General features: G+C 37.1%; 23 protein-coding genes. 8 read left to right on the plus strand and 15 right to left on the minus strand.

From position 1 onward, the window contains the following. Position 1 precedes the first annotated feature (1 nt). The 3 genes from NYF15_RS01150 to NYF15_RS01160 all read right to left on the minus strand — a co-directional run bounded on the left by NYF15_RS01150 (position 2) and on the right by NYF15_RS01160 (position 4,379). On the minus strand, positions 2 to 1,270 hold the full coding sequence (locus NYF15_RS01150) for a PotD/PotF family extracellular solute-binding protein (RefSeq protein WP_371352488.1): 1,269 nt from the start codon (positions 1,268 to 1,270) through the stop codon (positions 2 to 4). A gap of 83 nt (positions 1,271 to 1,353) precedes the next feature. Continuing rightward, positions 1,354 to 2,277 carry a diguanylate cyclase gene (locus NYF15_RS01155; protein ID WP_371352489.1) on the minus strand — a complete coding sequence of 308 codons (924 nt, stop codon included), beginning with the start codon at positions 2,275 to 2,277 and terminating at the stop codon, positions 1,354 to 1,356. After that, the gene (locus NYF15_RS01160; protein WP_371352490.1) at positions 2,268 to 4,379 is read right to left on the minus strand and encodes an EAL domain-containing protein; all 2,112 of its coding nucleotides are present in this window, start codon (positions 4,377 to 4,379) and stop codon (positions 2,268 to 2,270) included. The genes NYF15_RS01155 and NYF15_RS01160 overlap by 10 nt, the downstream gene beginning before the upstream one ends. A 202-nt stretch (positions 4,380 to 4,581) precedes the next feature. Between NYF15_RS01160 and NYF15_RS01165 the strand changes: the two genes are divergently transcribed. After that, a complete protein-coding gene (locus NYF15_RS01165; RefSeq protein ID WP_082874020.1) occupies positions 4,582 to 4,788 on the plus strand; it encodes a hypothetical protein in 207 nt (68 codons plus the stop codon). 72 nt (positions 4,789 to 4,860) lie between these two features. Here NYF15_RS01165 and NYF15_RS01170 read toward each other — a convergent pair whose 3' ends face one another. Beyond that, complete coding sequence (locus tag NYF15_RS01170) at positions 4,861 to 6,063, minus strand: methyl-accepting chemotaxis protein (protein ID WP_371352491.1); 1,203 nt, start codon at positions 6,061 to 6,063, stop codon at positions 4,861 to 4,863. Between the two features lie 527 nt (positions 6,064 to 6,590). Further along, complete coding sequence (locus NYF15_RS01175) at positions 6,591 to 7,295, minus strand: hypothetical protein (RefSeq protein WP_371352492.1); 705 nt, start codon at positions 7,293 to 7,295, stop codon at positions 6,591 to 6,593. Between the two features lie 398 nt (positions 7,296 to 7,693). On the opposite strand from NYF15_RS01175, the gene NYF15_RS01180 reads away from it, so the two are divergent. The 4 genes from NYF15_RS01180 (at position 7,694) to NYF15_RS01195 (ending at position 10,656) form a co-directional block, all read left to right on the plus strand. Then, positions 7,694 to 8,665, plus strand: a complete 972-nt coding sequence (locus NYF15_RS01180) for a calcium/sodium antiporter (protein ID WP_180311775.1) — start codon at positions 7,694 to 7,696, stop codon at positions 8,663 to 8,665. 64 nt (positions 8,666 to 8,729) lie between these two features. Next, complete coding sequence (locus NYF15_RS01185; protein WP_180311776.1) at positions 8,730 to 9,557, plus strand: mechanosensitive ion channel family protein; 828 nt, start codon at positions 8,730 to 8,732, stop codon at positions 9,555 to 9,557. 108 nt (positions 9,558 to 9,665) lie between these two features. Beyond that, positions 9,666 to 10,199: a hypothetical protein gene (locus NYF15_RS01190; protein WP_281547079.1), complete on the plus strand. Its 534-nt coding sequence runs from the start codon at positions 9,666 to 9,668 to the stop codon at positions 10,197 to 10,199. Continuing rightward, complete coding sequence (locus NYF15_RS01195) at positions 10,183 to 10,656, plus strand: GGDEF domain-containing protein (protein ID WP_062565911.1); 474 nt, start codon at positions 10,183 to 10,185, stop codon at positions 10,654 to 10,656. The genes NYF15_RS01190 and NYF15_RS01195 overlap by 17 nt, the downstream gene beginning before the upstream one ends. A 60-nt stretch (positions 10,657 to 10,716) precedes the next feature. On the opposite strand, the gene NYF15_RS01200 is transcribed toward NYF15_RS01195, so the two are convergent. The 8 genes from NYF15_RS01200 to NYF15_RS01235 all read right to left on the minus strand — a co-directional run bounded on the left by NYF15_RS01200 (position 10,717) and on the right by NYF15_RS01235 (position 17,943). Beyond that, positions 10,717 to 11,247 carry a hypothetical protein gene (locus NYF15_RS01200; RefSeq protein WP_156426486.1) on the minus strand — a complete coding sequence of 177 codons (531 nt, stop codon included), beginning with the start codon at positions 11,245 to 11,247 and terminating at the stop codon, positions 10,717 to 10,719. Between the two features lie 602 nt (positions 11,248 to 11,849). Continuing rightward, positions 11,850 to 12,446, minus strand: coding sequence for a tyrosine-type recombinase/integrase (locus NYF15_RS01205; protein ID WP_062565915.1), 597 nt, complete (start codon positions 12,444 to 12,446; stop codon positions 11,850 to 11,852). 139 nt (positions 12,447 to 12,585) lie between these two features. Further along, the gene (locus NYF15_RS01210) at positions 12,586 to 13,542 is read right to left on the minus strand and encodes a Shedu anti-phage system protein SduA domain-containing protein (protein WP_371352493.1); all 957 of its coding nucleotides are present in this window, start codon (positions 13,540 to 13,542) and stop codon (positions 12,586 to 12,588) included. Between the two features lie 348 nt (positions 13,543 to 13,890). Then, positions 13,891 to 16,137, minus strand: coding sequence for a hypothetical protein (locus tag NYF15_RS01215; RefSeq protein ID WP_371352494.1), 2,247 nt, complete (start codon positions 16,135 to 16,137; stop codon positions 13,891 to 13,893). Positions 16,138 to 16,150: 13 nt separating this feature from the next. Then, on the minus strand, positions 16,151 to 16,756 hold the full coding sequence (locus tag NYF15_RS01220) for a PilW family protein (protein ID WP_371352495.1): 606 nt from the start codon (positions 16,754 to 16,756) through the stop codon (positions 16,151 to 16,153). Then, positions 16,753 to 17,169, minus strand: coding sequence for a prepilin-type N-terminal cleavage/methylation domain-containing protein (locus NYF15_RS01225; RefSeq protein WP_371352496.1), 417 nt, complete (start codon positions 17,167 to 17,169; stop codon positions 16,753 to 16,755). The genes NYF15_RS01220 and NYF15_RS01225 overlap by 4 nt, the downstream gene beginning before the upstream one ends. Next, positions 17,153 to 17,617: a Tfp pilus assembly protein FimT/FimU gene (locus tag NYF15_RS01230; RefSeq protein WP_371352497.1), complete on the minus strand. Its 465-nt coding sequence runs from the start codon at positions 17,615 to 17,617 to the stop codon at positions 17,153 to 17,155. Before NYF15_RS01230 ends, NYF15_RS01225 begins: the two co-directional genes overlap by 17 nt. Continuing rightward, positions 17,611 to 17,943, minus strand: coding sequence for a type IV pilin protein (locus NYF15_RS01235; RefSeq protein WP_371352498.1), 333 nt, complete (start codon positions 17,941 to 17,943; stop codon positions 17,611 to 17,613). The genes NYF15_RS01230 and NYF15_RS01235 overlap by 7 nt, the downstream gene beginning before the upstream one ends. A gap of 887 nt (positions 17,944 to 18,830) precedes the next feature. Between NYF15_RS01235 and NYF15_RS01240 the strand changes: the two genes are divergently transcribed. The 3 genes from NYF15_RS01240 to NYF15_RS01250 all read left to right on the plus strand — a co-directional run bounded on the left by NYF15_RS01240 (position 18,831) and on the right by NYF15_RS01250 (position 22,768). Continuing rightward, positions 18,831 to 20,372 (plus strand): EAL domain-containing protein, encoded by a 1,542-nt coding sequence (locus NYF15_RS01240; RefSeq protein ID WP_371352499.1) that lies wholly within the window; start codon positions 18,831 to 18,833, stop codon positions 20,370 to 20,372. A 351-nt stretch (positions 20,373 to 20,723) separates the two neighbouring features. After that, on the plus strand, positions 20,724 to 20,897 hold the full coding sequence (locus tag NYF15_RS01245) for a hypothetical protein (RefSeq protein WP_371352500.1): 174 nt from the start codon (positions 20,724 to 20,726) through the stop codon (positions 20,895 to 20,897). A 248-nt stretch (positions 20,898 to 21,145) separates the two neighbouring features. Continuing rightward, positions 21,146 to 22,768 carry a methyl-accepting chemotaxis protein gene (locus NYF15_RS01250; protein ID WP_371352501.1) on the plus strand — a complete coding sequence of 541 codons (1,623 nt, stop codon included), beginning with the start codon at positions 21,146 to 21,148 and terminating at the stop codon, positions 22,766 to 22,768. Positions 22,769 to 23,070: 302 nt separating this feature from the next. On the opposite strand, the gene NYF15_RS01255 is transcribed toward NYF15_RS01250, so the two are convergent. Next, positions 23,071 to 23,463, minus strand: coding sequence for a hypothetical protein (locus tag NYF15_RS01255; protein ID WP_371352502.1), 393 nt, complete (start codon positions 23,461 to 23,463; stop codon positions 23,071 to 23,073). 290 nt (positions 23,464 to 23,753) lie between these two features. Beyond that, positions 23,754 to 25,472 (minus strand): hypothetical protein, encoded by a 1,719-nt coding sequence (locus NYF15_RS01260; protein ID WP_371352503.1) that lies wholly within the window; start codon positions 25,470 to 25,472, stop codon positions 23,754 to 23,756. Between the last annotated feature and the right edge of the window lie 50 nt (positions 25,473 to 25,522).

Consider the following 25,522-nt stretch of genomic DNA (forward strand, 5'->3'; position numbering starts at 1 on the left):
CTTATGCGCTAAGTAGTTCATACCACTTATCTAAACTGTAATCATAATTTGGCATCACAGTATTCCAAACCGCAATATTCGAAAACCGTTTAATATAACTGCCACCATCCCTTATTTCGCCTGCTTTAATAGATACTTTTCCATCTGTTCCCTTCAAGTCAGTTGACGCTTCTTGTCCTTCATACCAATAGTTCCACTCAGGTTTAGACATAAGCGGTTGGCTACGACTAGGGTTAGAAATGTAATATCCTTGCCTTGCTATAAATGCACCTGGGTAGCCAGATAACCACCAGTTCATATACTCATACGCAGCATCTTTAACATGCCCATGGGTATTTTTTGATAAACACATAACTCCATGCCATGCTCTGTAACCTTCTTTTGGCGATGCATAAGTTACTGGAATGCCTTGCCCATTTAGCGCACTGACACCTGGTGAGAACATACTTTGAATGGTCACTCGGTTCATTTTCATAAAATCAACAGATTGTGGTACTGACGTCCAAAAGCCTGAAAAATGACCTTGGCGTTTCTTTTCAAATAAAACGGCAAATAATTGGTCAATCTCGGCAATAGTCATATTGCCTAAATCATTAAATTTCATTAATCCTTTAGCTTGAGCAGCTAGAGCAGCGTCAAAAATGCCTATTGTTGGTGCATTAACTAATGCTACTTTCCCTTTATTCTTTTCATCTAATAACCATGCCCAAGACTCTGTTTCGTAAGGAATGCCTTTTTCAATTACATTCGTGTTATAGCCAAATGAATCTACATTATGTACATAAGGCATGAAGCTAATTAATTTGGATGGTGTTTTTCCTAACGAACCATCCTGCTGTGCATAAAGAAGCTTATTTGGTGAATCGCCTGAACCTAACTTTGCATCCGGTACAATTTTGCCTATCTTGGAAAGTGGGTTTATTTCATCCCAATAAACAAGTCTATCAACCTCGATTGGCTGAATGGCATCTGCTTGCCACAAAATATTAATAGAGTCAGACCATTGCTCATACAAATCAAAAGAACTAGGGTCTGCTGCTGCTTTTTGCAAAACGGCGGCACTTCCCATTGGCGAAAACTCAATGTTTATACCTAGTTCGCGCATTGCTCTTTGTCTAAGCTCTTCTTGCAACGTAACATGTGTTCCCATTACACGAAGGGTTACTTTGTTCTTTGCAAAAACATAAGGGGCTTTAAACGCAAGTGTTGATGCCGCAGCACCAACACCGAGTGTTTTTAGAAAATCTCGACGCTTTTGGGAATGTTCCATTGTATTTCTTGGTAAGTTAACAATCTCCAAAGTATAGGCTATGTTCCTGAGGTTTCTACAAAAAGCAGTAAGAAAAGCCTAAATCAATCACAAAAGCTAAGCCTAAAACAGTTTCGCCCATCATTTTTAGCCGCATAAAGCGCCTTATCTGCGCAATTAATTAGCTCATTAAAGCTCACCTTATTTTGATGCTCATAGATAACCCCACCGATACTGACTGTAGCGCGGCCCCATAAAGACTTAACATGTGGGATATTAATTGCCTCAAGCTCTGCTGAAATACGATCACATATGAATTTAACGCCGTCGAAGTCAGTGAATGGCAGTATGACAAGAAACTCCTCACCACCATATCGTATTGCTATATCTTGAGGTCTTTGAATAGATCGCTCAATAACATCAGCAATTATTTTTAGGCAAGCATCTCCTTGCGGATGCCCGTATTGATCGTTGTATAATTTAAAGAAGTCGATATCCAGCATTAGCAAGCTGAACGGTTTCCTCTCTCTTGAAGTCTGTTTAAAAACGTTTGCAACTTCTAAATCCAAATAGTGACGGTTAAATAAGCCTGTCAACGAATCTTTATAAGTAAGCTGTAATAGTTTTTCTAATCGAAGCTTATTCTCTAAATGATTTTTCGTGCGGTGTATCAATGTCGATGCAGTAATAGGTTTACCAATAAAATCAGAAGCACCAGCTTCCCAGCATGCATTTTGGTATTCCGTGTCGTAAGTCGAAGTGATGAAAATTATTGGGATATTTTCGAATGTAGGTTTAGCCTTAAGTCGCCTACAAATATCCAGACCACTTATATCCGGTAAATTAATATCTAGTAAAATCAAATCTGGAAGTAAATCCTCACAGGCTTCTAAAACAGCCTGACCAGAAGAGTATGCATCCACGGAAAAATGATCTTCTAAAATAACTCCTAAACTTAGCCTTACCATCTCATCATCGTCAACGATGAATACTTTACATTGTGATAAGGGCTTTAAACTTAAGGGCATAATATTCCTTCAACCTTACTACTTTGTATTAGTTTGTTAGCCTTGTCGATATTCAAAGGCTTACTTAGTAAATAACCTTGACCAATTTGACAACCAAGCTCTTGCAGTCGATCTTTTTGCTCTAAAGTTTCAATCCCTTCAGCCACAATTTGCAGTCCTAGTGAATGAGCTAATTCAATTATAGTAGTAACAATATTAAATGCTTGAGCATCATCAAGCATATCACGAACAAAAGACTGATCTATTTTCAGCACATCTAATGGGAATAATCTTAAATATGAAAGGCTTGAGTATCCAGTACCAAAGTCATCAAGAGCAATACTCACCCCCATTCCAGAAATAAGCTTTAATTGACTTACAGTATAATCAAAATTTTCAATCAAGGCCGATTCTGTCACTTCTAATTCTAAATAACGGCTAGGTAATTGCGTTCTTTCAAGAATCTCAGCAACAGTATCTACAAGTTTAGTATCTGTGAACTGTTTAGCAGATATGTTTACTGCAACTTTAATAGGCAGACCTTTATCAAGCCAATTTTTTGCAGCAATACAGCTTTTTTCTAGAACTTGTTCTCCTAAGCGAAAAATAAGCCCTGTCTCCTCGGCATATTCAATAAAATGAACTGGAGAAATAAAGCCGCCTTGCCCATCTTTTAAACGGACTAAGCTTTCTACACCAATAAGTGTGTCAGTGTTTAAATCATATTTAGGTTGATAATGAACTTCGAGATCATTTTCTTCTAATGCCTTTCTTAGCTTATTTCCAACCTCAAGGCGCCTATTAATTTCAATCTGTAAATCGTCACTAAAGTAAAAGTAACTATTTGCAGATTCACTCTTTGCTTTATACATTGCAGAGTCTGCATGACGAAGCATCTCTTCAACGCTTGAAGCATCGTCAGGATACACACTTATACCTAAACTTGCTGTAAGCACATGTTGTTCACCACCAGACCTGAAAGGTTTGCTAATAACATTGAGAACTTGATTAACAAGAGGCTCTAGGCTTAATGAGTTAGCTGAATGAGGAACAACGAGTGCAAACTCATCCCCACCAACACGTGCGACAGTAATATCGTTACATGCAAATAAATCTAAAGTATGACCAATATGGGCAATTATCTCATCACCAACGTGATGGCCTAATGCATCATTAATAAACTTGAACTTATCTAAATCAAGTAACATTAAACTTAATTTAGAGTCATTAAATTCTGCTCTGGCTATGCCTTGCGTGAGTCTATCATGCAGTAGCACTCGATTTGGTAGTGAGGTCAATTGATCATGATGAGATAAATAAGTCATCTGCATAGACATAGCTAAAGCTTCGCTTACATCTTGAAACACCATAACAGCGCCGCATTGATTATGGTTTTTATCAAGGATAGGAGCTGCGCTGTCTTCAACTCGATGTTCAATTCCTTGCTTACTTATTAGTTGCGTATTTAAAGCCATAGCAACAGGTCTATTTTCATTTAATGCAACGACTAATGGGTTAATTGATGAAGCTTTGGTCGTAGCATCGACTAACTTCATCACCTCTTCAATATGGCGACCTTTCGCTGCTGTTTGTGACCACCCTGTAAGTCTTTGCGCTACAGGGTTCATATACACAATATTTGCCTTTTTATCAGTAGAAATAACAGCATCAGCAATCGAGTCAAGAGTGATTCTCAACTGTTCCTTTTCAGCAAAAAGTTCTGCTTGAGTCTGTTGCAATATCTTTTCTTGTGACCTGATTTTTATATGATTTTCAATACGAATTCGACATAGTCTGAGGTTTAAGGGTTTTGAAATAAAGTCTATCGCGCCAAGAGACAATGCTTTTTCTTCTATCGCAGGATCACTGTGAGACGTAATAACAACAGTTCTAATATGTGCCAGAGTAGACTTTTTCTGTATGACTTCTAAAATATCAAAACCACTGACTTTAGGCATTTCTAAGTCAAGAACTAAGATATCAGGCTTAATTTTTTCTATAAGTTGTATAGCCTCGGAGCTATTGTTAGAAGTTGTAATCTTACCAACATCCTCTAGGGCATGCTCTAACTGTAAGGTATTAATTTCTTCATCATCAATGATTAGAACGCTGCAATTGTCCATTTAAGTTTCCCGCAATACTTTGTACCTACTTACAATAACGCTAAAACAGTAAATTTGCGACACACTTTTTTATTAGTCTTAAAATATTATTTTTTGTATATTAAACTGGTATTTTTGAAAGCATTAGCTAGTTTTTAATTAATGTGTAAGTAATACATATTAACTATGTAATAAAACAAAATGGATAATTTAGGGAGGAATTTTGAAACATTATTACATTAACGATAACGCCCAAAACACAGGTGAGCATGAGGTACATACAGAGTCATGCCCGTACTTCAACTTGATAACAGACCGCACTTATTTAGGTTTCTTCCATAGTTGCAAAGATGCAGTAGAGAAAGCAAAAACCAAATATTCAAATGTTGATGGTTGTAAGCATTGTTGCTCGCTTTGCCATACTCGATAGAGAAATTTATAACTGAGAGACTGACTTGATTTAGTCACATTGTTCAGTCTCTCTCAAGTTGTGATAGCTAAATTAAAGGTTTGTTTTAAATTGGCCTACAGCCTCAACGACTTCTTTTGCGCCTTTTTGAATGTCATCGATTACATTACCTGCACTATTAGATAAATCCAAAGCATCTTTGGCTTCTACTAGGCTAGATTCAATTTGGGTTACAGCGTCCTGAGTAAGTACTTTGTTTTCTGCAACCACACTAATTATTTGCTCTGTAGCTAAACTCGTTCTTGATGCTAATTGTCTTACTTCGTCTGCGACAACTGAAAAACCACGTCCTTGCTCACCCGCTCTTGCAGCCTCTATTGCAGCATTAAGTGCTAATAAGTTTGTTTGATCTGCTATTCCTTTAATACTTTCAACCAATTGAGAGACTTTTGCTGATTGTACATCAAGTTTATTAATGCCTTCGCTCGCAGTTTCAAGTTTCTTAGAAAGCGCATTCATAGTTGAGATAGTTTGCTTTACAACACCTAAACCATTTTCTGCATCAGAGTCAGTTTGTTTTGAGATATCGTAAGCAATGCCAGCTGTTTCTGAAATAGCTTGCTCTCTTCTCATTTGTTCTGTAATGACAGTCGCGAACTTAGCAACTTTATATAAATCTCCATTTTCATCATGAATAGGGTTATAAGAAGCTTCAAGCCATACTTCATTGCCATAACTATCTATTCTTTTAAAGCGGTCAGAGATAAAGCGCCCCCCCTTTAACTCTGACCAAAACTCTTTGTAAGAATTTGAATTTGCTTCTTCTGGATCGCAAAAGATACTATGGTGCTTACCTAGTATTTGGCTTTTAGAGTACCCCATTGCATTTAAAAAATTATCGTTAGCACTCAGAATTATTCCATCTAGAGTAAACTCGATTACAGCAGATGAACGACTAAGAGCAGCAAGCATATCTTCTTTCTCTCTCGAATGAGAGATAGTGCGAGTGAGCTCAGATGAGAAAATAGCTATATCTTCATTTACAGGTTGAACAATGCTTCTAAGCCACAATTCTCTATCAGTTTTCGTTTTTAACTGTAAAGCACCATGCCAATGGTTAGTTTTCTTAAGTGCTGACAAGAATTTTTGTGTATGAGGTTTATTTAATGACTTTTTTAAGATCAAGCTTTCAATGCTTGCCCCTTTTAGATCCTCAACTTCAATTTCGATTGCCGCAGCAAAACGATGATTTGCTTCTAAGATATGCCCACTTTTACTTAATAAAAAATACAGCATCTCTTCTTTCAGTTCCTGCTTAATATTTTCATACTCGGCAGTTTGCTCTTTCAGATAACAATTTTTTATTTGTAAACCACATTTGGGGTGTTTCCCTTAAGAGTCAACTCAAAATTTGAGTGTTAAGAATCAATAGTTTAGACAGTAGATACTAAAAGTAAAGATATGGCAGATTAAGGGCTCATATTATCACTTCAACTGGCCTTCAGTACGAAGTTAGTGAGCAATTGGATCTTTATGTTAGTTCATAAATAAGAGAGGTTATGTAAATAACCTGTTTCTCTGTAATCTGGTTTGAGTGTCCCTCCCATCACTTTTATCCAAGATTAAAGTGCATGTGCGTAAGAATCAAAAATTGTCTTTAACGCCCCCCAAAGAGGCAGATCACTCTAGCGCATTTCTGGACATAAACGCGTTAAAATATTTGAAGAGTCATGACTAAATTAAGGCATAAAAGTATGCCACTACATGGTAGTATTTAGTAAGGAACGCTGTGAATTCATTTCAGCACAATATGGGCACTAAGCCTAATAACTTGTGGCGTTTCTTTTTAACTGTGACAAGATATTATCATTCAATTTTAACCAATTAGTTTCGTATTCCCATGTCTTTTTGAAGTCGTCATTGCTCCTTGAACTTTCAAGCATTTCTCTAAAATCGAAAACACCTAGAAAATTATCAGCCGTAACATCATACCTTCCATAACCTCGGTTTTCAGGCACAATATATTTTAAAAAATTAGATTTAAAATCAGATATAGTGCTTACTAGTTCCTTTGAATCATTTAGTTTTTCTTCTAAGAATTCTTTTTCAAAACTTGTAATTGTGCCTGTCGCTTCTAAAGCACCAGATTGGTTTATAGCGATTCCCCAATTTTTATAGGCCAATGAAGGGTTCTGCCGATTTATATCTGAAAGAAGTGAGTCATAGGGAGACAGCATTTTTTCTACCGCCTTAGGCACACTACCTCCCGGCAAATATAATTCACCAGTAGCAACAGCTAGCTCATGCATATAGTCATCAACTGTTTTAGTTATGTCTATCTGGCTCGATGTCATCGTCAGCGGTTTGGTATACGTTTGGTTTAGCTCTGGAGGCGCGCTTTCATGATATACGTCATCCGCCAATTTTTTAAGCTCAGTTTCTAAAAGAGCCTTGCCATTTATAGGTGACTCTAAAGTCACATTTTGAATATTAAGTGGTTGCGGTAAACTTCCAGAATTAACCTTCATAATACGTCCCTGATTTAGTGATGTAATTTTATATCGGCCTATTTTGATGATTCTTTATATTTATCATTTTTTAAAAAAGGGAGCCAAGCTAATTGTATTATTATTAGGGATGGATTATTCTTGAAAAACTTAGGGGAGTAGTCTCTTGCATTAAGCAAGGAAACTGTCAACAGTCTCCGGGCAACATCGCTCGTGGCAGTTTCGAACCGTATCAGGTTTTGACAAGACTTAAGGCAATGAGTCATTTCGGGCAGAGATGGTTTGTTGTCTTTTTAGTCTAGTCTGCCCTAAGGGTAAATAATGAAACTACATCGCTGCCAAAGTTCACTTCATTTTGCAAATAGACCAGACAACTCTGCCATACACCCTTCAGGTATTGATATCGCGGGGGCTCAGTCATGGTTTTAGCTATAGCCGCTATTATTGCAGGGTTTGCCTTACTCGTATGGAGTGCAGACCGCTTTGTTGAAGGGGCGGCATCTACAGCAGGCCATGCTGGCTTGCCTTCAATTTTAATTGGTATGGTCATTGTTGGTTTTGGGACTTCGGCTCCTGAAATGGTCGTATCAGCAATGGCTGCAAGTGATGGAAACCCTGATTTGGCGTTAGGTAATGCACTCGGGTCCAATATTGTAAATATCAGCTTAATTCTTGGTGTAACAGCCATCATTGCCCCTATCACTGTTCAGTCTAAAATTGTTAAAAACGAGCTTCCCTTATTATTAGTTGTCGTACTTTTTTGTGGGTACTTGCTGTATGACGGCGCTTTATCAGTGATTGATGCAAGTCTGTTGTTGGGCGGATTAGTCTTGTTCTTAGCATGGTCAGTCTATTCAAGTATGAAATCACCAAGTGATACCCTCGAAACAGAATTTGATACTGAGCTTAAAAGTCACGCCATGTCTTTAGGGAAAGCAATTTTCTGGCTCACCGTGGGCTTAACATTACTCATTATTAGCTCTCGCATACTTGTTTGGGGAGCGGTTGAAATTGCAACTGCGCTCGGTGTCAGTGACCTTATTATCGGCTTAACTATCGTTGCATTAGGGACATCTTTGCCAGAGCTTGCAGCTTCTATTATTGCCGCTAAAAAGGGAGAGCATGACATCGCCATTGGCAATGTTGTGGGGTCGAATATGTTTAACATCTTAGCTGTAATTGGTATCGCTGGTATTATTGAGCCTATCCCTCACATTTCTACAGACGTACTTTACAGAGATTGGAGTGTGATGCTTGTACTTTCCGTCATGTTATTGGTTATGGCTTACGGTTTTGGCCGACAAGGCAGAATAAATCGTTGGGAAGGTAGTATCTTGCTTGCTTCCTATATTGCTTACAATGGCTACTTAGTTACCAGTATCATTAAATAACATTTATTGCTAAATTGTTTAGAGCAAAGCGCATATTTTATTTATATTAAAAGGGAAATCACCGATGGACACCATCATAAACTTTTTTTCTGAGCATCAATTGCAACTTATAGCAATAGCAAAGAATACGCTGCTGACTATTTTCATTTTTATTGGGGCAAATATTTGTTCAAAATTACTAAAACGTGCCGTACATAAAGGTGTTTACAGACTGAGCAAGCAAGATGAAATCATTACAAAACTGCTTACCACGCTTTCAGGCTATGTGGTTTATTTAATTGCAATTGTGATTATTTTAGATTTATTTGGAGTCAATACGGCCAGTCTTGTCGCACTCGTCGGTGCCGCAGGCTTAGCGATTGGTCTAGCCCTAAAAGATACGCTCAGTAATGTGGCTGCGGGGGTCATGCTACTTTTCTTAAAGCCTCTAAAAAAGGCAGAGTTTGTTGAAGTGTCAAGCTATACAGGGAGTGTAAAAGATTTAGGTCTATTTACCACTGTCCTTGAAACCGCCGATGGTGTTTTTGTATCAATCCCAAATAGCACGGTTTGGGCAAATGCGATAAAAAACTTTACGAGAAACGAAAAGCGTCGCATGGATATAACTGTGGGTATTTCTTATGGTGATTCAATTGAAGATGGACTTGCGGCATTAAGGGAGCTTGTTAGTGAAGAATCTCGAATTTTGATTGAGCCAGCCCCTCAGTATTTAGTCCACACATTAGCAGATAGCTCTGTGAACTTGCAGCTTCGTGCTTGGGTCGCTACACCACATTACTGGGATATATATTGGCAAACACAGCGTAAAATTAAAGATAAAGTGGAGAGCAAAGGGATTACTATTCCGTTCCCTCAACGTGATTTGCACATAATAAACGGCGATAAAAAATAATGAAAAACCTCGCTCAGTCCTAGCACGTTTTTCTATGATAGAGTGACAGGACTGGGCCTTTGCTTGAGAGCATAGCTCGCGTGTAATAATTTAAAAACAGAATTTACTATGCTCAAATATTGGTATAAAAACATTCCAGCACACCACAATAGTCCTGAGCTATTTTGGCGAAGCCGTTTGATCGCCCATTCTTTATTGATATGTACTGTGTACTTCTTTGTACTGACTGTTATCAATATCTTTAAATTCAACAGCTATGAACTCGCTTTGCTTGATGCGGTTGGGCTAACTTTGTCTATTTTACTATATGTTTGGTTCATTAAAAGCTCAAAAATTAAAGCGGTTTCATGGGCTGTGGTGTTATTGATTAACAGTTTAATACTGACATTTATTATCTCAATTAACGGCGCGGCCTATTCATTATTTTGGGCAACATTAATTCCTCCATTTTCATTTTATTTAGTAGGTCGAAATTGGGGAAGTTTACTTAGTGCGTTTGCTTTTGCAGTGTGTGCTTTTATAGTTTATGAACACTCACAGAATCCGGAACCTCTTAAAATTGGCCTTGGCTCTGTTTTTAATATTATTGAAGTTGCCATTGCTCACATTGTCTTATTTCGTTTCTATGAAAAAACTCGCTGAAACCGATAAACTCACTGGATTGTTTAATCGAGAAAAACTAGATAGAACGCTTTCAAGTTTACTAAAAAGCTCGAATTTTGGTTTCATACTACTAGACATTGATTATTTTAAAGAAATAAACGATACCTATGGTCACTTGGAAGGCGATAAAGCGCTTGTCATTGTTTCAAATAAATTAAAGTCAGTATCTCCAAGTAAAGCGTTATGTGCTCGTTGGGGTGGCGAAGAGTTTGTAATCATCATTGAAGGGGCAACCTTAGATGAAACAAAAGAGGTTGCAACGACCATTATTACAGATATAAATGGTATTTATTTTCACGAAAAAAGATTGTCAGTCAGCTGTGGAGTGACGATTAATCACAGTGATGATAATACGCTAACAGTAATTGAACGTGCTGATTTAGCTCTATATCGTGCAAAGAAAAATGGCAGAAATCGAGTTGAATATAATGAATGAAACTTGGATTAATTTTGTGGTCATTACGTTCATTAATGACCACATTTTGAATGTTTAAAGTTATCTTGCAGAGTGCTTCAATGACGACACAATGAATTGACACTTTTCTTGCTCAATACTTAGAGGGTGATTATTCATTAATTTAGAAATATCATAAGCTAAAAGGAAACTTCTACCACCATCTTTATCTAGCTCACCATAATCAATGTCCGTTTCTTTATAAAAGTCCTTGCTATGTGCCACTTCATTTCGGAGTTTTATTAAGTTAATCAAAGTCTGATAAATTTTACTTTCATTGTCTGTAATGAGCTTACCAGATGATAAAAGGAACCCTAATACATCTAACTTTTTACTTAAGTTCATTGAAAGAAACGCTGTTGCATGTCTTTTGTGATCAGCTTTAGGGAAATGACGAAAAGCCCATGAGATGATGCCTTCATTAAGCAAGCTTTCCAATGAAGCGGCAGCAACTAAGATAAAGGAGTATTTATTTGAATTGAAGAATGCATCATCATCTTCAGTGTGTGCCGGCAGATATTCTGCTGATTCAATTAGTCCTCTAGAGGAAGTAAATACAAAATGCATTTCCAAAATTCTGATGCCTCGTTGCTTTATAGCGCCCCGCACTGCAATGGCTTGTTATGTTTCAACTCGTTGAGTTTTGCTTTTGGCAAATTCTAAGGTCTTTATTAGTAACGTAAAGCCTGAGGCCATTAATAAGCCACCTACAATGAAATAAAATAATACAGGATTTTCATTAAGTTTAACGCTAAATCCAAATGCTGAAAATTGCATTTCGAAAATACTGAACAGGCTATAAATAAAAACTATAACGGATAAAATAAAAAGTAGTTTATTTCCAAATCTATAACTCATAAGTCAACTTTTCCCTTTGAAACATGACATGTCTATAGCGAGCGAATCGCGCGTTTTTCTAACACAGTGTCGCTCGCTTTTCTGAATGACTCATTTGTAACAAACTTCTTAACTAATTGCCATTAAGACTAAAATGCAGTAGTTCTAGCTTTTGTCTCAGGACAAAAAAGAGCGATTGGGTCGCTTTCCTGACTATGCAAGCAATATACTTTGACGAAATAGAAAAGCAATTTTGAATGGCCGAAGTTCGCTCTTTTGAGTAATTCGCCTAAACACGTCTTGGGGCAAAGGCAGCTTAAATTGCCGCCTTTTCTTAATTAACAATCTGTTTCTCTGGATATCTTGATAGCATCTTCAATCTCAATTCCGAGATATCTAATTGTGTTATCGATTTTTGTGTGACCAAGTAGTAATTGAACTGCGCGAATATTTTTGGTTCGTGCGTAAACCAAAGTCGCTTTGGTTCTGCGCATTGAGTGAGTACCATATAGATCAGAATCAAGCCCTAACTGCTCAGCCCAACTCCTGATTATAGACCTGTAATATGAATAGCTTATTGGTTGATTAGTGCGACGTAAACTCCTAAACAAATATTCACTAGGTTTCAATTTACCTTCTTGAACCCAACGGCTAATACTTTGTTGTGTTCTCGGAGTTATCTCAAATTGAACTTCGATCCCTGTTTTCTTTTGTGTCCATTGAACCCTCTCGAAAACTTGATCTTGGGTTGCGACATCTCTAACCCTTAAAGACAGTAGATCACATGATCTTAGTTTGCTGTCTATCGCCAAGTTAAGTAACGCCAGTTGCATCAAGTTATTTTGAATTTCAATGCGAGTACGTATACGCCAAATCTCTTCAAGTTTGAAAGGACGTTTCATCCCAGTAGCATTGTGGTTTAGTTTTTGTTTCATAGTGACCTCCTAATTAAAAGTCACTATTGATAATAGATAGATTGCCAATGACTAAGGTTTGGACAAATGTGAGTTACGCGTAATCTGGTAAGCCGCTAATATCAGACTAGTAAAAGTATCTTGAAACCTTAAATACTTGTTAGCAGCGTTTTCCAAGTATACGCTTTGCCCTTTCTAACACATGATCAAACGTCATAATAGTCAAGTTGTGGTAACTACTATTTAAAACTCGAAATGCCTGCTGCTGCTCTCGGTTCCAGTCATTTGAGCGACCATATATTAACGTACATCGCGGCTTAATCGTTTTCACATAACCAACCCTTTCCATGAATTTGACACTGTTTGCCTCTAGCTCGATTTCATGTATGTAAGACTGGGATTGTGTGATCGCCTTAATTAAATCAGAGTGCGGGTAATAATTATTATGATCAAGACCTGAAGCCCAGAACTTTAAACCGCCCTCTGGTCGTTTGATTTCAACAATATCGAGGAAGCCGTCATAACTTTCCATTAGAAAGTCTGAAATGTTATGAGTATCTATTGCTCTTTCATCTAACACTTTGACAAAGTCGCTACCTAGAACCCAACTATTGGTTTCAAACCAGTTTTGCCATACGTTTTCAGTAAAGTCAGACTCTAGTAAATATTGAAATTCATCTATTGCACGAGATTTTCGTGCATGCTCTAAGCCTAGTTCTAATTCTTCCGGTATTACGTCTTTGTCCAATAGAAACTGAAGCATCCCTTGCTTGTCTGGTAAATTTAAAAGTTGTTTGATTTGCTCTGCATTTGATGTGTCGTACGGGTTATCTAAAGGTAAAAAAGCTTTCGTACCCTGTCTGAAAGGCTCGTAATTGGTTGAAATAAAATCTATAAGATTACTGAACTCTTCACTATCGAGAGTGAGTTCACTTTTGGGTTTATCTAATTCTAGTGTTTCACCCTCAAGCCAACCCTTTGGCTTATTATACCGACCAAGCTTCAAGAACACTTCGTCTTCAGAAGTGTTATGAGGGATTTTCCAAAATATTGCTCGGGTCAATACTCTAGGTTTATCACGAATAATTTTAACTAATCTATCTTTGATTTTTGTCATGATACCTCTTTATCTCCTCATAGCTGCTAACGCTTTCTATACGGCTTTTAGCCGCTTTTCATACTCCTATCATGCAGTCTTTCCAATTACAGTTCAATTGATAATCAATAGGTTAATGAGAAGGAATGGATATTAGATTGCAAAAAGACGCATATTTTTAAAAAGCTTACGACGACACTCCCTCTGATAACTACAAGTAAGGGAAACTTTCATCCAAAAGAAATTAATTAACTTCAGTGATAACAAACAATGGGGCAGAAATGTGCCAGCTCAAAGACCTATGATTACTCTCAACCAGCCAATTTAGACTTAAATTGGCTGAAGTTAAAATTTATAGATATCAGCTCGCTATAAATATCGTGTCCAGATTGGCGTATTGTTTTTCAGTTGCCACCCACTTTCAGAGCTACCGCCGGTTTGAGTACTACAATCTTTTTGAAGCTGACCTTGCGACAAGCCCTGTGTATTGACCTCTAAACCACCTGCTCCTACTGACACACTCGCCGGTGCATTCGAGCCAACAACTAAACCACCATTGATAACTACCTTGGAACCCGAGGTCGTTACAGCTGCACCAAGTGTCACATGACCATCTATAACCCACCCTTGTACATTTAAACCTCCTTGCGAAATGATTGATGAATTAGCAAGAGCTAAACCAGCCTCTTCATCTCCAACCAATTTACCCTCAGGGGTGCATAAGTTTGTTGGCAAAATTCCACCACTGCATAGCTCACTAGGATTAAAGTTTGGCGCTATGAGTTTTCCATGCCCTGAAGAGGTTAGCTCTAGATCTCCTGTTGTAACAAATGTATTTAGTAAATTTTTACCTACATTATTTACGGCATCATTACTGCCAACACCATTAATTTTTAACGATCTATCAAACCATGCAATTCCTGGTGGAAAAGAAGAAATTCCATTTAACTCCCAAATTTCGTTGTTTCGAAAACAATGCCCACTTCCCCATCCACATGAAAGAAAAGGCTGATCTCCAAAAAAACGAAGCTCATCAGTTTGGAGATCATAAACACCATCAAGGTTTGTTCCATCAGCTAAACTTACATTTTGAATCGTTAAATGACGTTTACCATCAACCTCCTCAAAAATATAGTTAGCTGAAGCCTTATAATCATCAGCAACCACTTTAGCTACTCTTGTGTCGCAATACGGCACCCCAGGCAAGCTAGAGTTAATCCCAGTCATTTTTTGGACTAGATTATTTAGCGTTGCATTACCTTGATAATTACCAATACTTAACTCTCCAGCAATTTGGCTCGGGTTTAGAATTTTAGGTAAGTTCCAACAATTTGAATCACTACTACATCCACCTTTATTCGCTCGAAGATTACCACCACCAATCAAAGAACCGATGTTACCTGTGCCTACGCTAAAATCACCATTTGAGAAAACACTTGTATAATTAGCGCCATACCCGTCACTTACTATCTTTTGCCCCCATAGTTCTCCAACTGTAAGGGAGAAAATATCAATGTTTCCCCCGATGACTCCTGTAGCGAAAAACTGTATTACAGAAGGTAATGAATCATCACCATCTAAAACCTCACTTGTAAATCCAGTTACAAACCCTGTTGAACTCTCAATATTGGCCTCACTTAAGTCAACAAGTAACCGCCCACCAGAGGTCATTTCAATCACAAATTTTAGATTCTTTGATGGTAATAAAATTCCTATATCCTTCAATGGGTCTGCGGCCCCAGTATCGTTAATAAGTTTACCACCTATGCCAGCCGTTCCAATCAAATCACCTGTATCATCAAGCACTTCTGCACTAAAAGCACCAGCTCGAAGGTATTCATAGACCCCATTACCACTATTACCAATATCAATATCACTCGCCCAAACGCCCACATGTTCAGGCGTTGACATGCTTTCAAGTGTAAAGTGACCACCAACATACAGGTTTGCATTAGGCTTTATGCCCCCGCCATTCATATAAACATCACCGCTCACACAACCAGAAATACCACTTTTTGAAGAGTTTTTGAGAGTCAAGTTGCCTTCAACAGCGATATCTGAAAGAGCATCACCAGATAAGAAGTCTGTTCCACCTCCTGTTAAGTCAGTTGCTCCCCTGAGAACAGCTGTGCGAACTATTGAACATGATTTTATTGGTGACTGCGTGCCTATATGTTGAAGCTCAAAAACAGCTTCAATTGATGAGTTAGAGTAAGCTTTTGTCCCCTTTGCCGCTTCAGCATTCACTTCAGCATAAAGATATGTTTTATCATCAACTTCCTCTTTAAACAGGGAAAGGTGAATATTTGGGTCACTGACGCTTGGCTTGAGTGTCAGTTGTTTTTGTCCAACTTCAGCTTTAAGTGGTAATGAATCAATTAATTCTTCCAATTGAGAGCTGTTAAGAGCATTTAAATACTTTTTTGTTAAATCTACTCCAACCCAAGCTTTTCGTTGGGCTAGTGTTTGCGCATGCATGGTTAAAGTCTGATTTTGAGAACCTTGGATATAATGAAGTGAGCCTAAAACAGCAATGGAAATTGACACTCCCACTAAGAGTAAAATAGTGATTGTCGCTGCACCACACTGACGCGACCTAACAGTAATTTTGTTCATACTATCCCTTGTATTATGAAACAAAGTTCAGCAAACATGTTGAGCTTTCAATTTGTCGTGCAACAGAGTTATGAAATACTAAAACCAGCTTTAAACGACCTGAAATTTCGGTACTAAATGGATAGCAAGTTACTCTCTTAGCAATAATTGTAATAGGAGTTGCCTGCTCTGCTCCATACTGGGAAGGTAGAATAAGTCTGGAAGAAAGCTTTATATTTTGCATATCTAAGTCACATGATACTTGCCACAAACCACCTTCACCATCTGCCGATAACCCACGACATTGAGTACCATTAAAATCTTTACTTAGCCATAAAACAGTATCCCCCCTAGCAATAGAACCTTCAGATGTAGCCAAAGGAACAAAAGCACTGCTCTTGAAAATGCGTAAATGAGAACCATATGATGAATTCTCGATTCCAAAGCCTGCAGCTTGTAACATCATATTGGTGGATAATAAAGCTGAAACGCGCTCACCATCACTTCGAGAAGATTCAGAAGCAGGAACAACAACTTGGATAGTGTTTCTATATACCATCATCATTCCTATTAGTAGGAATGAGGAGATTAGCAAGCCAACTAGTAAACTGATTAAAGTGAAACCGCCTTGTTTCTTCATTTTATACTCGAACTTTCCGATATTCGAATAACGCCATCAGCTCCAAAAAATGCTTGTGATTCTTCGTCTCCATTCGTTGATAGTGTTAAAACATTTGTTTTTACAGATACATTGGCGCCATTAACACCAATAGTTACATCATTCTCATCACACCTTGCAACTAACTGAATATTCCCAACCCAACTGAGATTTCCAGGATTACTACAAAGAGTTACATCATTATGTTGTTGAAGGCGTTCGCGCATTTCCAATAGCGCTAAACTATATGTATTCTTATAGCGTTGGCTCACTAAACCTCGACCTAAAACTTGTGCAATACCGAGAAATAAAATTGCCAAGATTAACATAGCGACCATCGCTTCGATCAAAGAGGACCCTCTTTGAAGCACTAATCCTTTAGTAAAAAGCCCCATTGTAAGAAACAGCTCCTTTATTGAGAGTAAACGTTAGATTATCACCAACCTGCTGATCATTTTTCAGTATTAAGCCTCGATTATTAATAAAAAATACCGTAAGGCGATTGTTACTTCGAAGTAAAGAAACACCTTCAGGCCAATCCCCCTGCCAAACGATATTTCCAGAACACAAGGAACCTTCAGGTTCTCTTACCTGAAGCACCCCATCATCTGCTAATTTAACGCATGCAGATGATGCTAAATCCCCCTGTGAATTTTGTGGGTTACGTAATGCCAATGCCTTGGCTTGACTATACCCATTCGCAAGTAAACTTCTTGCTTTATTAACTTGAGCTTCATATATCCAAGATTGAGTAAATGGAACGACTACTAATACCAAAAAACCTATAATTGTAATCACTACCATCAGCTCGATAAGAGATAAACCCGATTGTTGTTTTACCAAGACTTCAATCCACCACAATTACCAGACAGTGTTCGCGAACCGGTGTTGGATAAAGTTAATACGCAATCAGAATTAGTTGCTTTAAGGAGGTATGAGTTTGCCGTCACACTCATATTAATAGTGTAGTTTTTAGATGACTGATACCAATTTACATTATCAACTGCAGCGCCTGAGTAACTCAATTGACGTTGAAATCGATTCTCTAAACTTACAGATAGTGCAACTAAATCAGCTCCAGCTACTTGTGCTTGGCTACGGAGAATATAATTTTGATATGCAGGGAATGCGATTGATGCAAGAATCGCTGTAATTGATATTACAATCATAAGCTCTATAAGAGTAAAACCACCGCTCTTTGGTGAGCATTTTTTATAAAAACAAATCATAAAAAGCCAAAATATAAGAAAAAGAGGTACAGCAAAATTATTTAAAACGGGATAGCACTACGAAATTAAAAGAGGTAGCAGCTATTCTTGAAGACTGTGTCTTTAAGCTATCTCTGTAACGAAATTTGTTTAGTCATTGAATACCCATCCTTGGTTTAAAAAACACATTGCTTCCATGCCCTTATTAACTAAGAAAGTTAAAAGAAATTACAGTAAGGGAAATAGTTAGAGTTAAAACTCGAAAACTAGTACTAAAGTACATCATACTTTCCCTAAATTCAATACGTAGAACATATTATAATACTATTTAAAATGCTCAAATTTAGTACTCTGACTACCAACACAAACTTTAGAGCACTTACGTTAACTCACATAGGGGCAAAGGCGAGTTATATTTATAACACGCCTTTGGACAATTTCGAGTTAAAGTCTTAAATCTAACTCGTCTGCTTCGGATAAAAATATCTAAGGGTTAACGCCGTTGTAACCAAAAAGATTGTTGCATAACATTTGAATCGAAAAGAGAGCACAAGCCAAGCTTTTTTTGTCCTAGTGAGTCCAATACAATGTAAAGTTTTGAATGAAATGCTAGATAGGTTTAGAAATAGCTAACTACATCGACTAAATTGAGTTGGAAATATTGTTAATTTAATCTCTAGGTGAGATTTGATTAAGTTGGAGCGTGAGAAAACAACTCACTTCACTTTTTACTATCTCTGGAAAGTCCAACGAACTTTACGTTCATTCACATTTTTTATAACGCCATTTTTCAACTACAATATAATAAGTTATAACTAATTCAAAGAATAAGACTGTTCAAAAGGGCCATGATGATCAAAGCTTTTAAAGGAAATCCTAGCCGTTTAACGGTTTATTTTTGCCTGTTATTTTTGTTATTAACCGGTGCTGTACATTTTTTAGTTAGCTATTTCCAATTAAACTCACAAAAGCAATTTTCTCAATCTCTACTAACAAAAGCGGAGGAAGTTTCATGGGATATTTCAAATTCAATTGAGCAGGCATTAGATGCTAATCTTCAATCTTGTCATCAAGTTTCAATAAATAAACTACGGAAAATATTAGCAAATTATGAATATACTCAAGACATAGGAATTATTGAAAATGGAGTTGTTAAATGCTCAGCCAACTGGGGGGTGTTGGAAGCACAAACACATATCAATGAGCACTTTTACAAATCAACCGAGACTGGTTTCTTTTTTGCCAAAGAAGTGGAGGGAGTTTTTCCTATTCATGCAAAATATGATGCTGCAATGAAAAATGGAATTATTGCTTTCACAGTTCCTAAACCATTTAAGCATTATGACAATTTAAATAAGGAGTTTTCTTTCCAAATTATATCTAACGACAAACAACATACTTTCCATAAGTATTTATCGGATATGCAGTTTCAACATAGTTTCATACTCAAGCCTCAAAAAGTTGTTACTTGCAGTAAAGAGTTCACGTATTGCATTACAACATCGAACAATCGACCAGGCTTACTCTATTTCCCAGCTTACATATCGTTTCTGTTTGTCTCTTCCTTAGGCTTTATTAGCTTTCTTATAGCCTACTCTTTCATTTCTTATTCTGATAAAACCCAATTAATCGAATGCAGATTAAGAGAAGCACTTAAAAATGATGAATTATATGTAGAATATCAACCAATATTAGCTATAAACTCTAAACAAATAATAGGAGTCGAGAGCTTGATACGATGGAAAGATAAAATTCATGGTCAAGTTTCTCCTGAATTATTTTTAAGCATTGCAGAACAGTTATCAATTTATCCAACATTAGCGTATACAATTGTATTAAAAACATTCAAAGAGCTTTCTCCTATCTTAAGCTCAAATCAAATATTTAGTGTTGCGATCAATGTTAACTCATATGAGATTCAAAGTGATGAATACCTAAGTTTCCTACTAGAGTCATGTGAAAAATACAATTTCAGGCCCAATCAAGTAAAAATCGAAATCACTGAGCGTATAGAACTTCCACTATGTGAACTTGCGACCTTTGCTTTAAAAGCAAGAAAACTTGGTTTTAAAATAGCACTAGATGACTTTGGGACTGGTGTCTCTAACCTTGTTTGGTTAACAGAAATTAACTTTGATATTATTAAAGTTGATAGAGTTTTTACCCAAACAATTGATGATGAGTTAAAAAAAGACATGATAACGGCAATCATGTCTCTCATTAAAAACCTTAATAGAACCATTATTTTTGAAGGCGTAGAAACAGCTGAACAAAGCACATTTATTGAGAGTTACAATAACAACTATCAAGTACAAGGTTGGTACTTTTATAAATCACTTCCAATTAAGGAACTAGAAGTTATTGTCTCTAGAGAGCTCAAGAAAAGATAGAGCCGAAATTTCGTATGGTCAATAAATACTTGCGTCCATCGAGAATGATTTAAAGAGCTTAGGATATACGGCATTGAAAATTTACATTTAAATAGACATAAGCCAGAGACTCACTGATTGTTTACTTTAGCTCTACAAACTGTGTATTTAAAAGCTATTTATCGATTCGCCCTCGCCAATTGATACTATGATATTTTTTAATTTCAAATGGTTTTATAGATAAGTGGTATAGAGTTATTAGCTTCTTATTGGACTGTTTCAGGCGATATTCATCCATTATCAGCTTCAGCAATTATTCCATATTCATTCTTTGACAGAGTTAAAGCGTGTGCTGATGCTAGCTTTAATGACATGGGGTTTGTGCATGCAGATTTAATGTCTGATGCGGATGAAATAGGTTTTGAATTAATGTCAGGTTTTCTTAGAAGGCATCAAATTAAACATATTGAGCTAAAATTTCTATCTGATTGGTATCACCAAGGTGAGCGTAGCCGTTTCTCGGATAAAATACGCATGAATTACTAAAAACCACAAATGAACTTGGCGCTTGAAATGTAAAAATAGCACCAAGTATAGATGATAATGAGTTAGACATTCCTTTAGTTGCAAGTGAGTTAAAGCTTCAAGTACAAGAAGCAGCTTATCTTCTCTTGAATAACTAGACACCTTTTATTTTTGGAAGTTGAATAAATGACATCTCTTCTGTGATAATATATTAATTTAAAGCTGTTTACTATTTGCAAAAAATTACTTATCACCTCTAAGGATTTCTGATGATACGCGATGTAAGTATTGGTAAAAGGGCAAGCTTTGCTTTCGGCTCAATAGGCGCAGTCATTTTGCTCTTAGCTAGTTTCTCCATTTTTGAATTAAGTAAGCTTGGTGATGAGTTCGAAGTAGTCGCATCACACAGAGTACCTGCACTAGACACTTCAACAAGCATGCTGGCTTCATTTTTAAACAAGCGACTACAAACTGCGAATGTGCTTATGGCTAAAACGGAACGACAACGTGAAGACTACTTAGTAAACCTTCGTGAAGCAAAAGATAACTTTGATAAATCTTTTGATAAGATGGTTTTGCTAGCTAAAGCAGAGGAAGCGAAAGGTCTGTTAAACAATATTAGAAAGCATATGGATACTTACGACACATCCTTAACGAAGCAATTAGATTTAGTTGCTAACGAGCGGTTTCAAGAAGCTGAAACACTGCAAAATGGTGAAATGAAAAACTTGCGTGAGATGATAACCTCTGATATTCGTAATTTGGTAGATTTCCAAAAAAAACGTATCACTGATAGTAATCATGACATTCAGGGTGCTAAAAGTAATTCACTCACAATTCTCGTTATTACTTCCATAATATCACTGATTATCGTAATTACTTTTTCAATACTTTTTACACGTAGTTTAACCTTGCCTATGCGAGTTGCGGTTGATACCGCTAAGAAAATTGCCTCAGGAAATTTAACTTCTGCCATTAATGATAATGGTAAAGATGAAACTGCTCACATGCTGTCAGCACTAAAAGAAATGCAGCATAAGTTGCGCGAGACTATTAATGAAATTCAACTTTCATCATCTCAATTGGCGGCTACCTCTGAAGAGCTAAGTGCTGTTACTGAGCAGTCAACGCGTGGCATACATACTCAAACAGAGCAATTAGAGCAGGCAGTATCGGCAGTGACTGAGTTATCAGTTGCTGTGGATGAGGTGGCTCGTAATGCTGAAGCGACCTCAAATGAATCAGAAAATGCTAATCAACGTGCAAATATAGGCAAAGCTCGTGTCTTAGATACAGTCAATACGGTTGACACGCTCTTACTTGATTTGGATACAACGACTAAAGACGTAAATAGTTTAGCTGAGCAAGTTGACAATATTGGCTCAGTGCTTGATGTAATACGTACAATTGCTGAACAAACCAACTTGCTTGCACTTAATGCTGCAATTGAGGCCGCAAGAGCGGGTGAATCTGGTAGAGGTTTTGCTGTGGTGGCTGACGAAGTTCGTTCATTGGCATCTAGAACACAAGAGTCAACAACCGAAATAGAAGCAATGATACAGGCAGTGAAATCAAATACTGATAATACAGTGAGTGCAATTAAAAGTAGCCATGAAAGGGCAAAAGCTGTACTTGAGGTGGCTAACCAAGCTGGTGATGCATTGCATGAAATTACCAGTTTAATATCGATTATAAGCGAACAAAATCTTAGTATTGCTAGTTCCACTGAACAGCAAGCAATCGTCGCAAGAGACGTAGATAAGAATCTAGTGACGATCCGTGATATTTCTAGTGAAACAGCTGCCGGAGCAAATGAAACGGCTACTTCAAATCAAGAGCTTGCAAGACTCGCGCAAAACTTGAATGAATTGACGTCTAAGTTTGTTGTTTAAAATAAATAACAATTGGCTTGTAGTAAATATTTTAATCGGCGAGTGAACTCCAAACGTTTTCTGCTCTTTAAGCAAATAGAAAAAGCATATTATGTAACAGGGCTCATTAAGTTCTTTATAGTTCATGACTGTTTGCTCAAGAGAAGAGAGTCAATTGAGCAAAACGCACCTAAATAAAAATTGTCTATCAAGTAAATTAGAAGTATCGCTCAAATTAGACTTTAGGACATTTACTCTGAATTTTTTTGGGGCAATTGTGAGTTAATTAAACCAAGAGATTGTTGCTGGTAATTGCTAAATCACTAAATATTTATATTTTTTGTTAGGTATTTATAAGTAAAAAAAGTTGTAGTTGAGGCAACGAAACCTCCTACTCCATAATAAAAGGCTACTATTGCGGTTGGAAGAAACTGATAAAACACTATCGAAATGACAATTATTCCACATATAGAACCGTCAATTGACATCGTATAGATGTTGAACAAATTTAACCTAAATAACAAAAGAGATGTTGGGTAGCCAATTATGAAGATAATAGGAACAACAAATATTGGCAATATTAACAACAATAAATCAATCCATTGAAACGAATAATGATGCCATGTTACACCATCAATAGAAGTCTGAGGAGTATATCCTCCCAAAAGTGCAAGCGTTATCGTTGCCATAATTGAAGCGAGAACCAATGCTTTCAATATTGCTCTATTATCCATAATAGTTGTGGTCAGAATTCTAGATAAACAAAGACCGTAGCATACCTACATAAATTAGTTAAGATAACTTCATTAAACTCCTTAAAGCTGTCCTTAGAGTAATTACGTTAACTCACTTTGGGGCAAAGGCGAGTCAGCAAGTAACTCGCCTATGGACAAAAACACGTTAGAGTATTTAATCAGTAACGCCTCAAACACCGGCATGGTGAAGATGGCGGCTTTTTTGGTACAAAAAAGGTGACAGCTTTACCATGTCCGCGTGCTTTGACTTGTTATACGCCGCTCTCTTCTTGTTCAAATATTCCCGAGTATTCGAAATCGATTTTTTCAAATTCTTCAGTATTAAGTAAAGAATGCTCGACATCTAAATATATAGTTTTTGCTTTAGCCTTTAAACGCTCTAATTTCTGAGAATCCATACCGCAAACAAATAGCTGTGACTGCTCTGGAAGCTCATCAATTAGCAACGACACGATACTCTCATAATGCTTTGCCGCTTGTTCATGTTGATTTGGGGTGTCAATAACAAGCGGGCATAGAACGTGGTTTCCGAACTTATGAATAAGGTTGTACACGCTAATATAATAAGCAAGCATTGCTCTTGTCGATTCTGCGGCACCACCGCTTTCTGCAACTTTTGCGTGGTTCTCTGGAGACTTAATTGAGCTCGTGTTAACACCAAATGCTTTTAGCTTGGAAAGATATCTCGGGAAGTACTCCTGAAAAGCCTCCTTAACTATTTTTCTGCTTTCCTTCGACGCGTTTGTTCGTTCTTTAACCAACAACTTTTCATCTACATCTAGCTGATGTAAAGATTCGATTTTTAAACTTCGATTAGCTTCAACCTTCTTTCTTACCGATTTAGATGAAATCGCATCAAGAACAGAAGACAATGATCGATTACTATCCTTCTCTGATGAGTACTTCTCATCTAATTGATCTATCTTCTCTCTCACCGATTTAAAGGCAGAGTCCTTAGCCAATATATCTTCTTCTAGGTGCGCCAAATCAGATTGAAACCTTCTAATAATCTCTTCAGCTTGATTTCTATCCTGAAACAATGAGAACCTATTTACTATCGAATTGTCATGAACTACGCCGCATGTGGGGCATTCAATATCCTCATCTAAACATTCGGCAAATTCATAGTCCGCAACAACATCCTCCAGCGATTGTTTAGCTATGACAATTTGTGATTCTACATGGGCTTGCTCTGCCCGTAGGTTTGCCAGCTCTTCAAAAAGAATCTCTTGTTGAAAGTGCAGATCCATTACATCGATACTTATTTCTTTTTCTATTTCATCTAGCTCTACTTCTTCTATAACTATGCCGCTATTGGCTGAAAACTCACTTACTACAGAAATTGCGGTATCAAAACGGTCTATTTCTTTATTAGTATCTGCCATCTCAATTTTTTTTGAGCATATTTCTTTTGTTTTGTCGAAATATTCCTTTCCAATCATTCCTGTATGGTAAGGTATTACGGTCTTTTTCCAGCTTGGGAACTGACCAAGATTATTGAAGCTAGACCAAGCATTCGCCCAGCTTTGCTTTTGGTCTATATAAAATGGTAAAAAATAGTAGGCAGGTGGTGGCGTTACTAATTCATCTTTATCTCGGACGGCCAGCAAAGCGTCAAACTCGAACAATGCCATGATCTCGACTGAGAAATCACCACCTGTCGCAGTGTACACTTTATACTTACCTTCATGGTTCTTAAGAATAAATCGCTTTCCATGCCTAGCAATCTGATAGCGCTTACCTTTCACCTCAAAATCTAAAATCACACGACAATCTAGCGACTTCCAGTTGTCATCAAACTGAGGTTCACATCCAAAGCACCAAAATATATTTTTTACTAGAGAAGATTTACCTACACTATTTTTTTGTTTTGATAGTATTAAGTTGTAGCTCTTTGAGAAGTCGAACTGGGCCGCTTTCTTGGCTGTCTTGCTTAATATTGTCAGTCGATTGAAGTACATTTCTTTCATTAGTTCGCTCCCTCAAACTTCTAATTAATTTCTTATAATCAAACTTAATG

Source organism: Pseudoalteromonas sp. 68 DY56-GL68 (assembly GCF_041414825.1).
In the GTDB taxonomy this organism is placed as follows: Bacteria; Pseudomonadota; Gammaproteobacteria; order Enterobacterales; family Alteromonadaceae; genus Pseudoalteromonas.

Coding starts and splice junctions, on each gene's coding strand:
- NYF15_RS01150 (WP_371352488.1), bottom strand. CDS start 1,270: ATGGAACATTCCCAAAAGCGTCGAGATTTTCTAAAAACACTCGGTGTT.
- NYF15_RS01155 (WP_371352489.1), bottom strand. CDS start 2,277: ATGCCCTTAAGTTTAAAGCCCTTATCACAATGTAAAGTATTCATCGTT.
- NYF15_RS01160 (WP_371352490.1), bottom strand. CDS start 4,379: ATGGACAATTGCAGCGTTCTAATCATTGATGATGAAGAAATTAATACC.
- NYF15_RS01170 (WP_371352491.1), bottom strand. CDS start 6,063: ATGCTGTATTTTTTATTAAGTAAAAGTGGGCATATCTTAGAAGCAAAT.
- NYF15_RS01175 (WP_371352492.1), bottom strand. CDS start 7,295: ATGAAGGTTAATTCTGGAAGTTTACCGCAACCACTTAATATTCAAAAT.
- NYF15_RS01180 (WP_180311775.1), top strand. CDS start 7,694: ATGGTTTTAGCTATAGCCGCTATTATTGCAGGGTTTGCCTTACTCGTA.
- NYF15_RS01185 (WP_180311776.1), top strand. CDS start 8,730: ATGGACACCATCATAAACTTTTTTTCTGAGCATCAATTGCAACTTATA.
- NYF15_RS01190 (WP_281547079.1), top strand. CDS start 9,666: ATGCTCAAATATTGGTATAAAAACATTCCAGCACACCACAATAGTCCT.
- NYF15_RS01195 (WP_062565911.1), top strand. CDS start 10,183: ATGAAAAAACTCGCTGAAACCGATAAACTCACTGGATTGTTTAATCGA.
- NYF15_RS01205 (WP_062565915.1), bottom strand. CDS start 12,446: ATGAAACAAAAACTAAACCACAATGCTACTGGGATGAAACGTCCTTTC.
- NYF15_RS01210 (WP_371352493.1), bottom strand. CDS start 13,542: ATGACAAAAATCAAAGATAGATTAGTTAAAATTATTCGTGATAAACCT.
- NYF15_RS01215 (WP_371352494.1), bottom strand. CDS start 16,137: ATGAACAAAATTACTGTTAGGTCGCGTCAGTGTGGTGCAGCGACAATC.
- NYF15_RS01220 (WP_371352495.1), bottom strand. CDS start 16,756: ATGAAGAAACAAGGCGGTTTCACTTTAATCAGTTTACTAGTTGGCTTG.
- NYF15_RS01225 (WP_371352496.1), bottom strand. CDS start 17,169: ATGGGGCTTTTTACTAAAGGATTAGTGCTTCAAAGAGGGTCCTCTTTG.
- NYF15_RS01235 (WP_371352498.1), bottom strand. CDS start 17,943: ATGATTGTAATATCAATTACAGCGATTCTTGCATCAATCGCATTCCCT.
- NYF15_RS01240 (WP_371352499.1), top strand. CDS start 18,831: ATGATGATCAAAGCTTTTAAAGGAAATCCTAGCCGTTTAACGGTTTAT.
- NYF15_RS01245 (WP_371352500.1), top strand. CDS start 20,724: ATGGGGTTTGTGCATGCAGATTTAATGTCTGATGCGGATGAAATAGGT.
- NYF15_RS01250 (WP_371352501.1), top strand. CDS start 21,146: ATGATACGCGATGTAAGTATTGGTAAAAGGGCAAGCTTTGCTTTCGGC.
- NYF15_RS01260 (WP_371352503.1), bottom strand. CDS start 25,472: ATGAAAGAAATGTACTTCAATCGACTGACAATATTAAGCAAGACAGCC.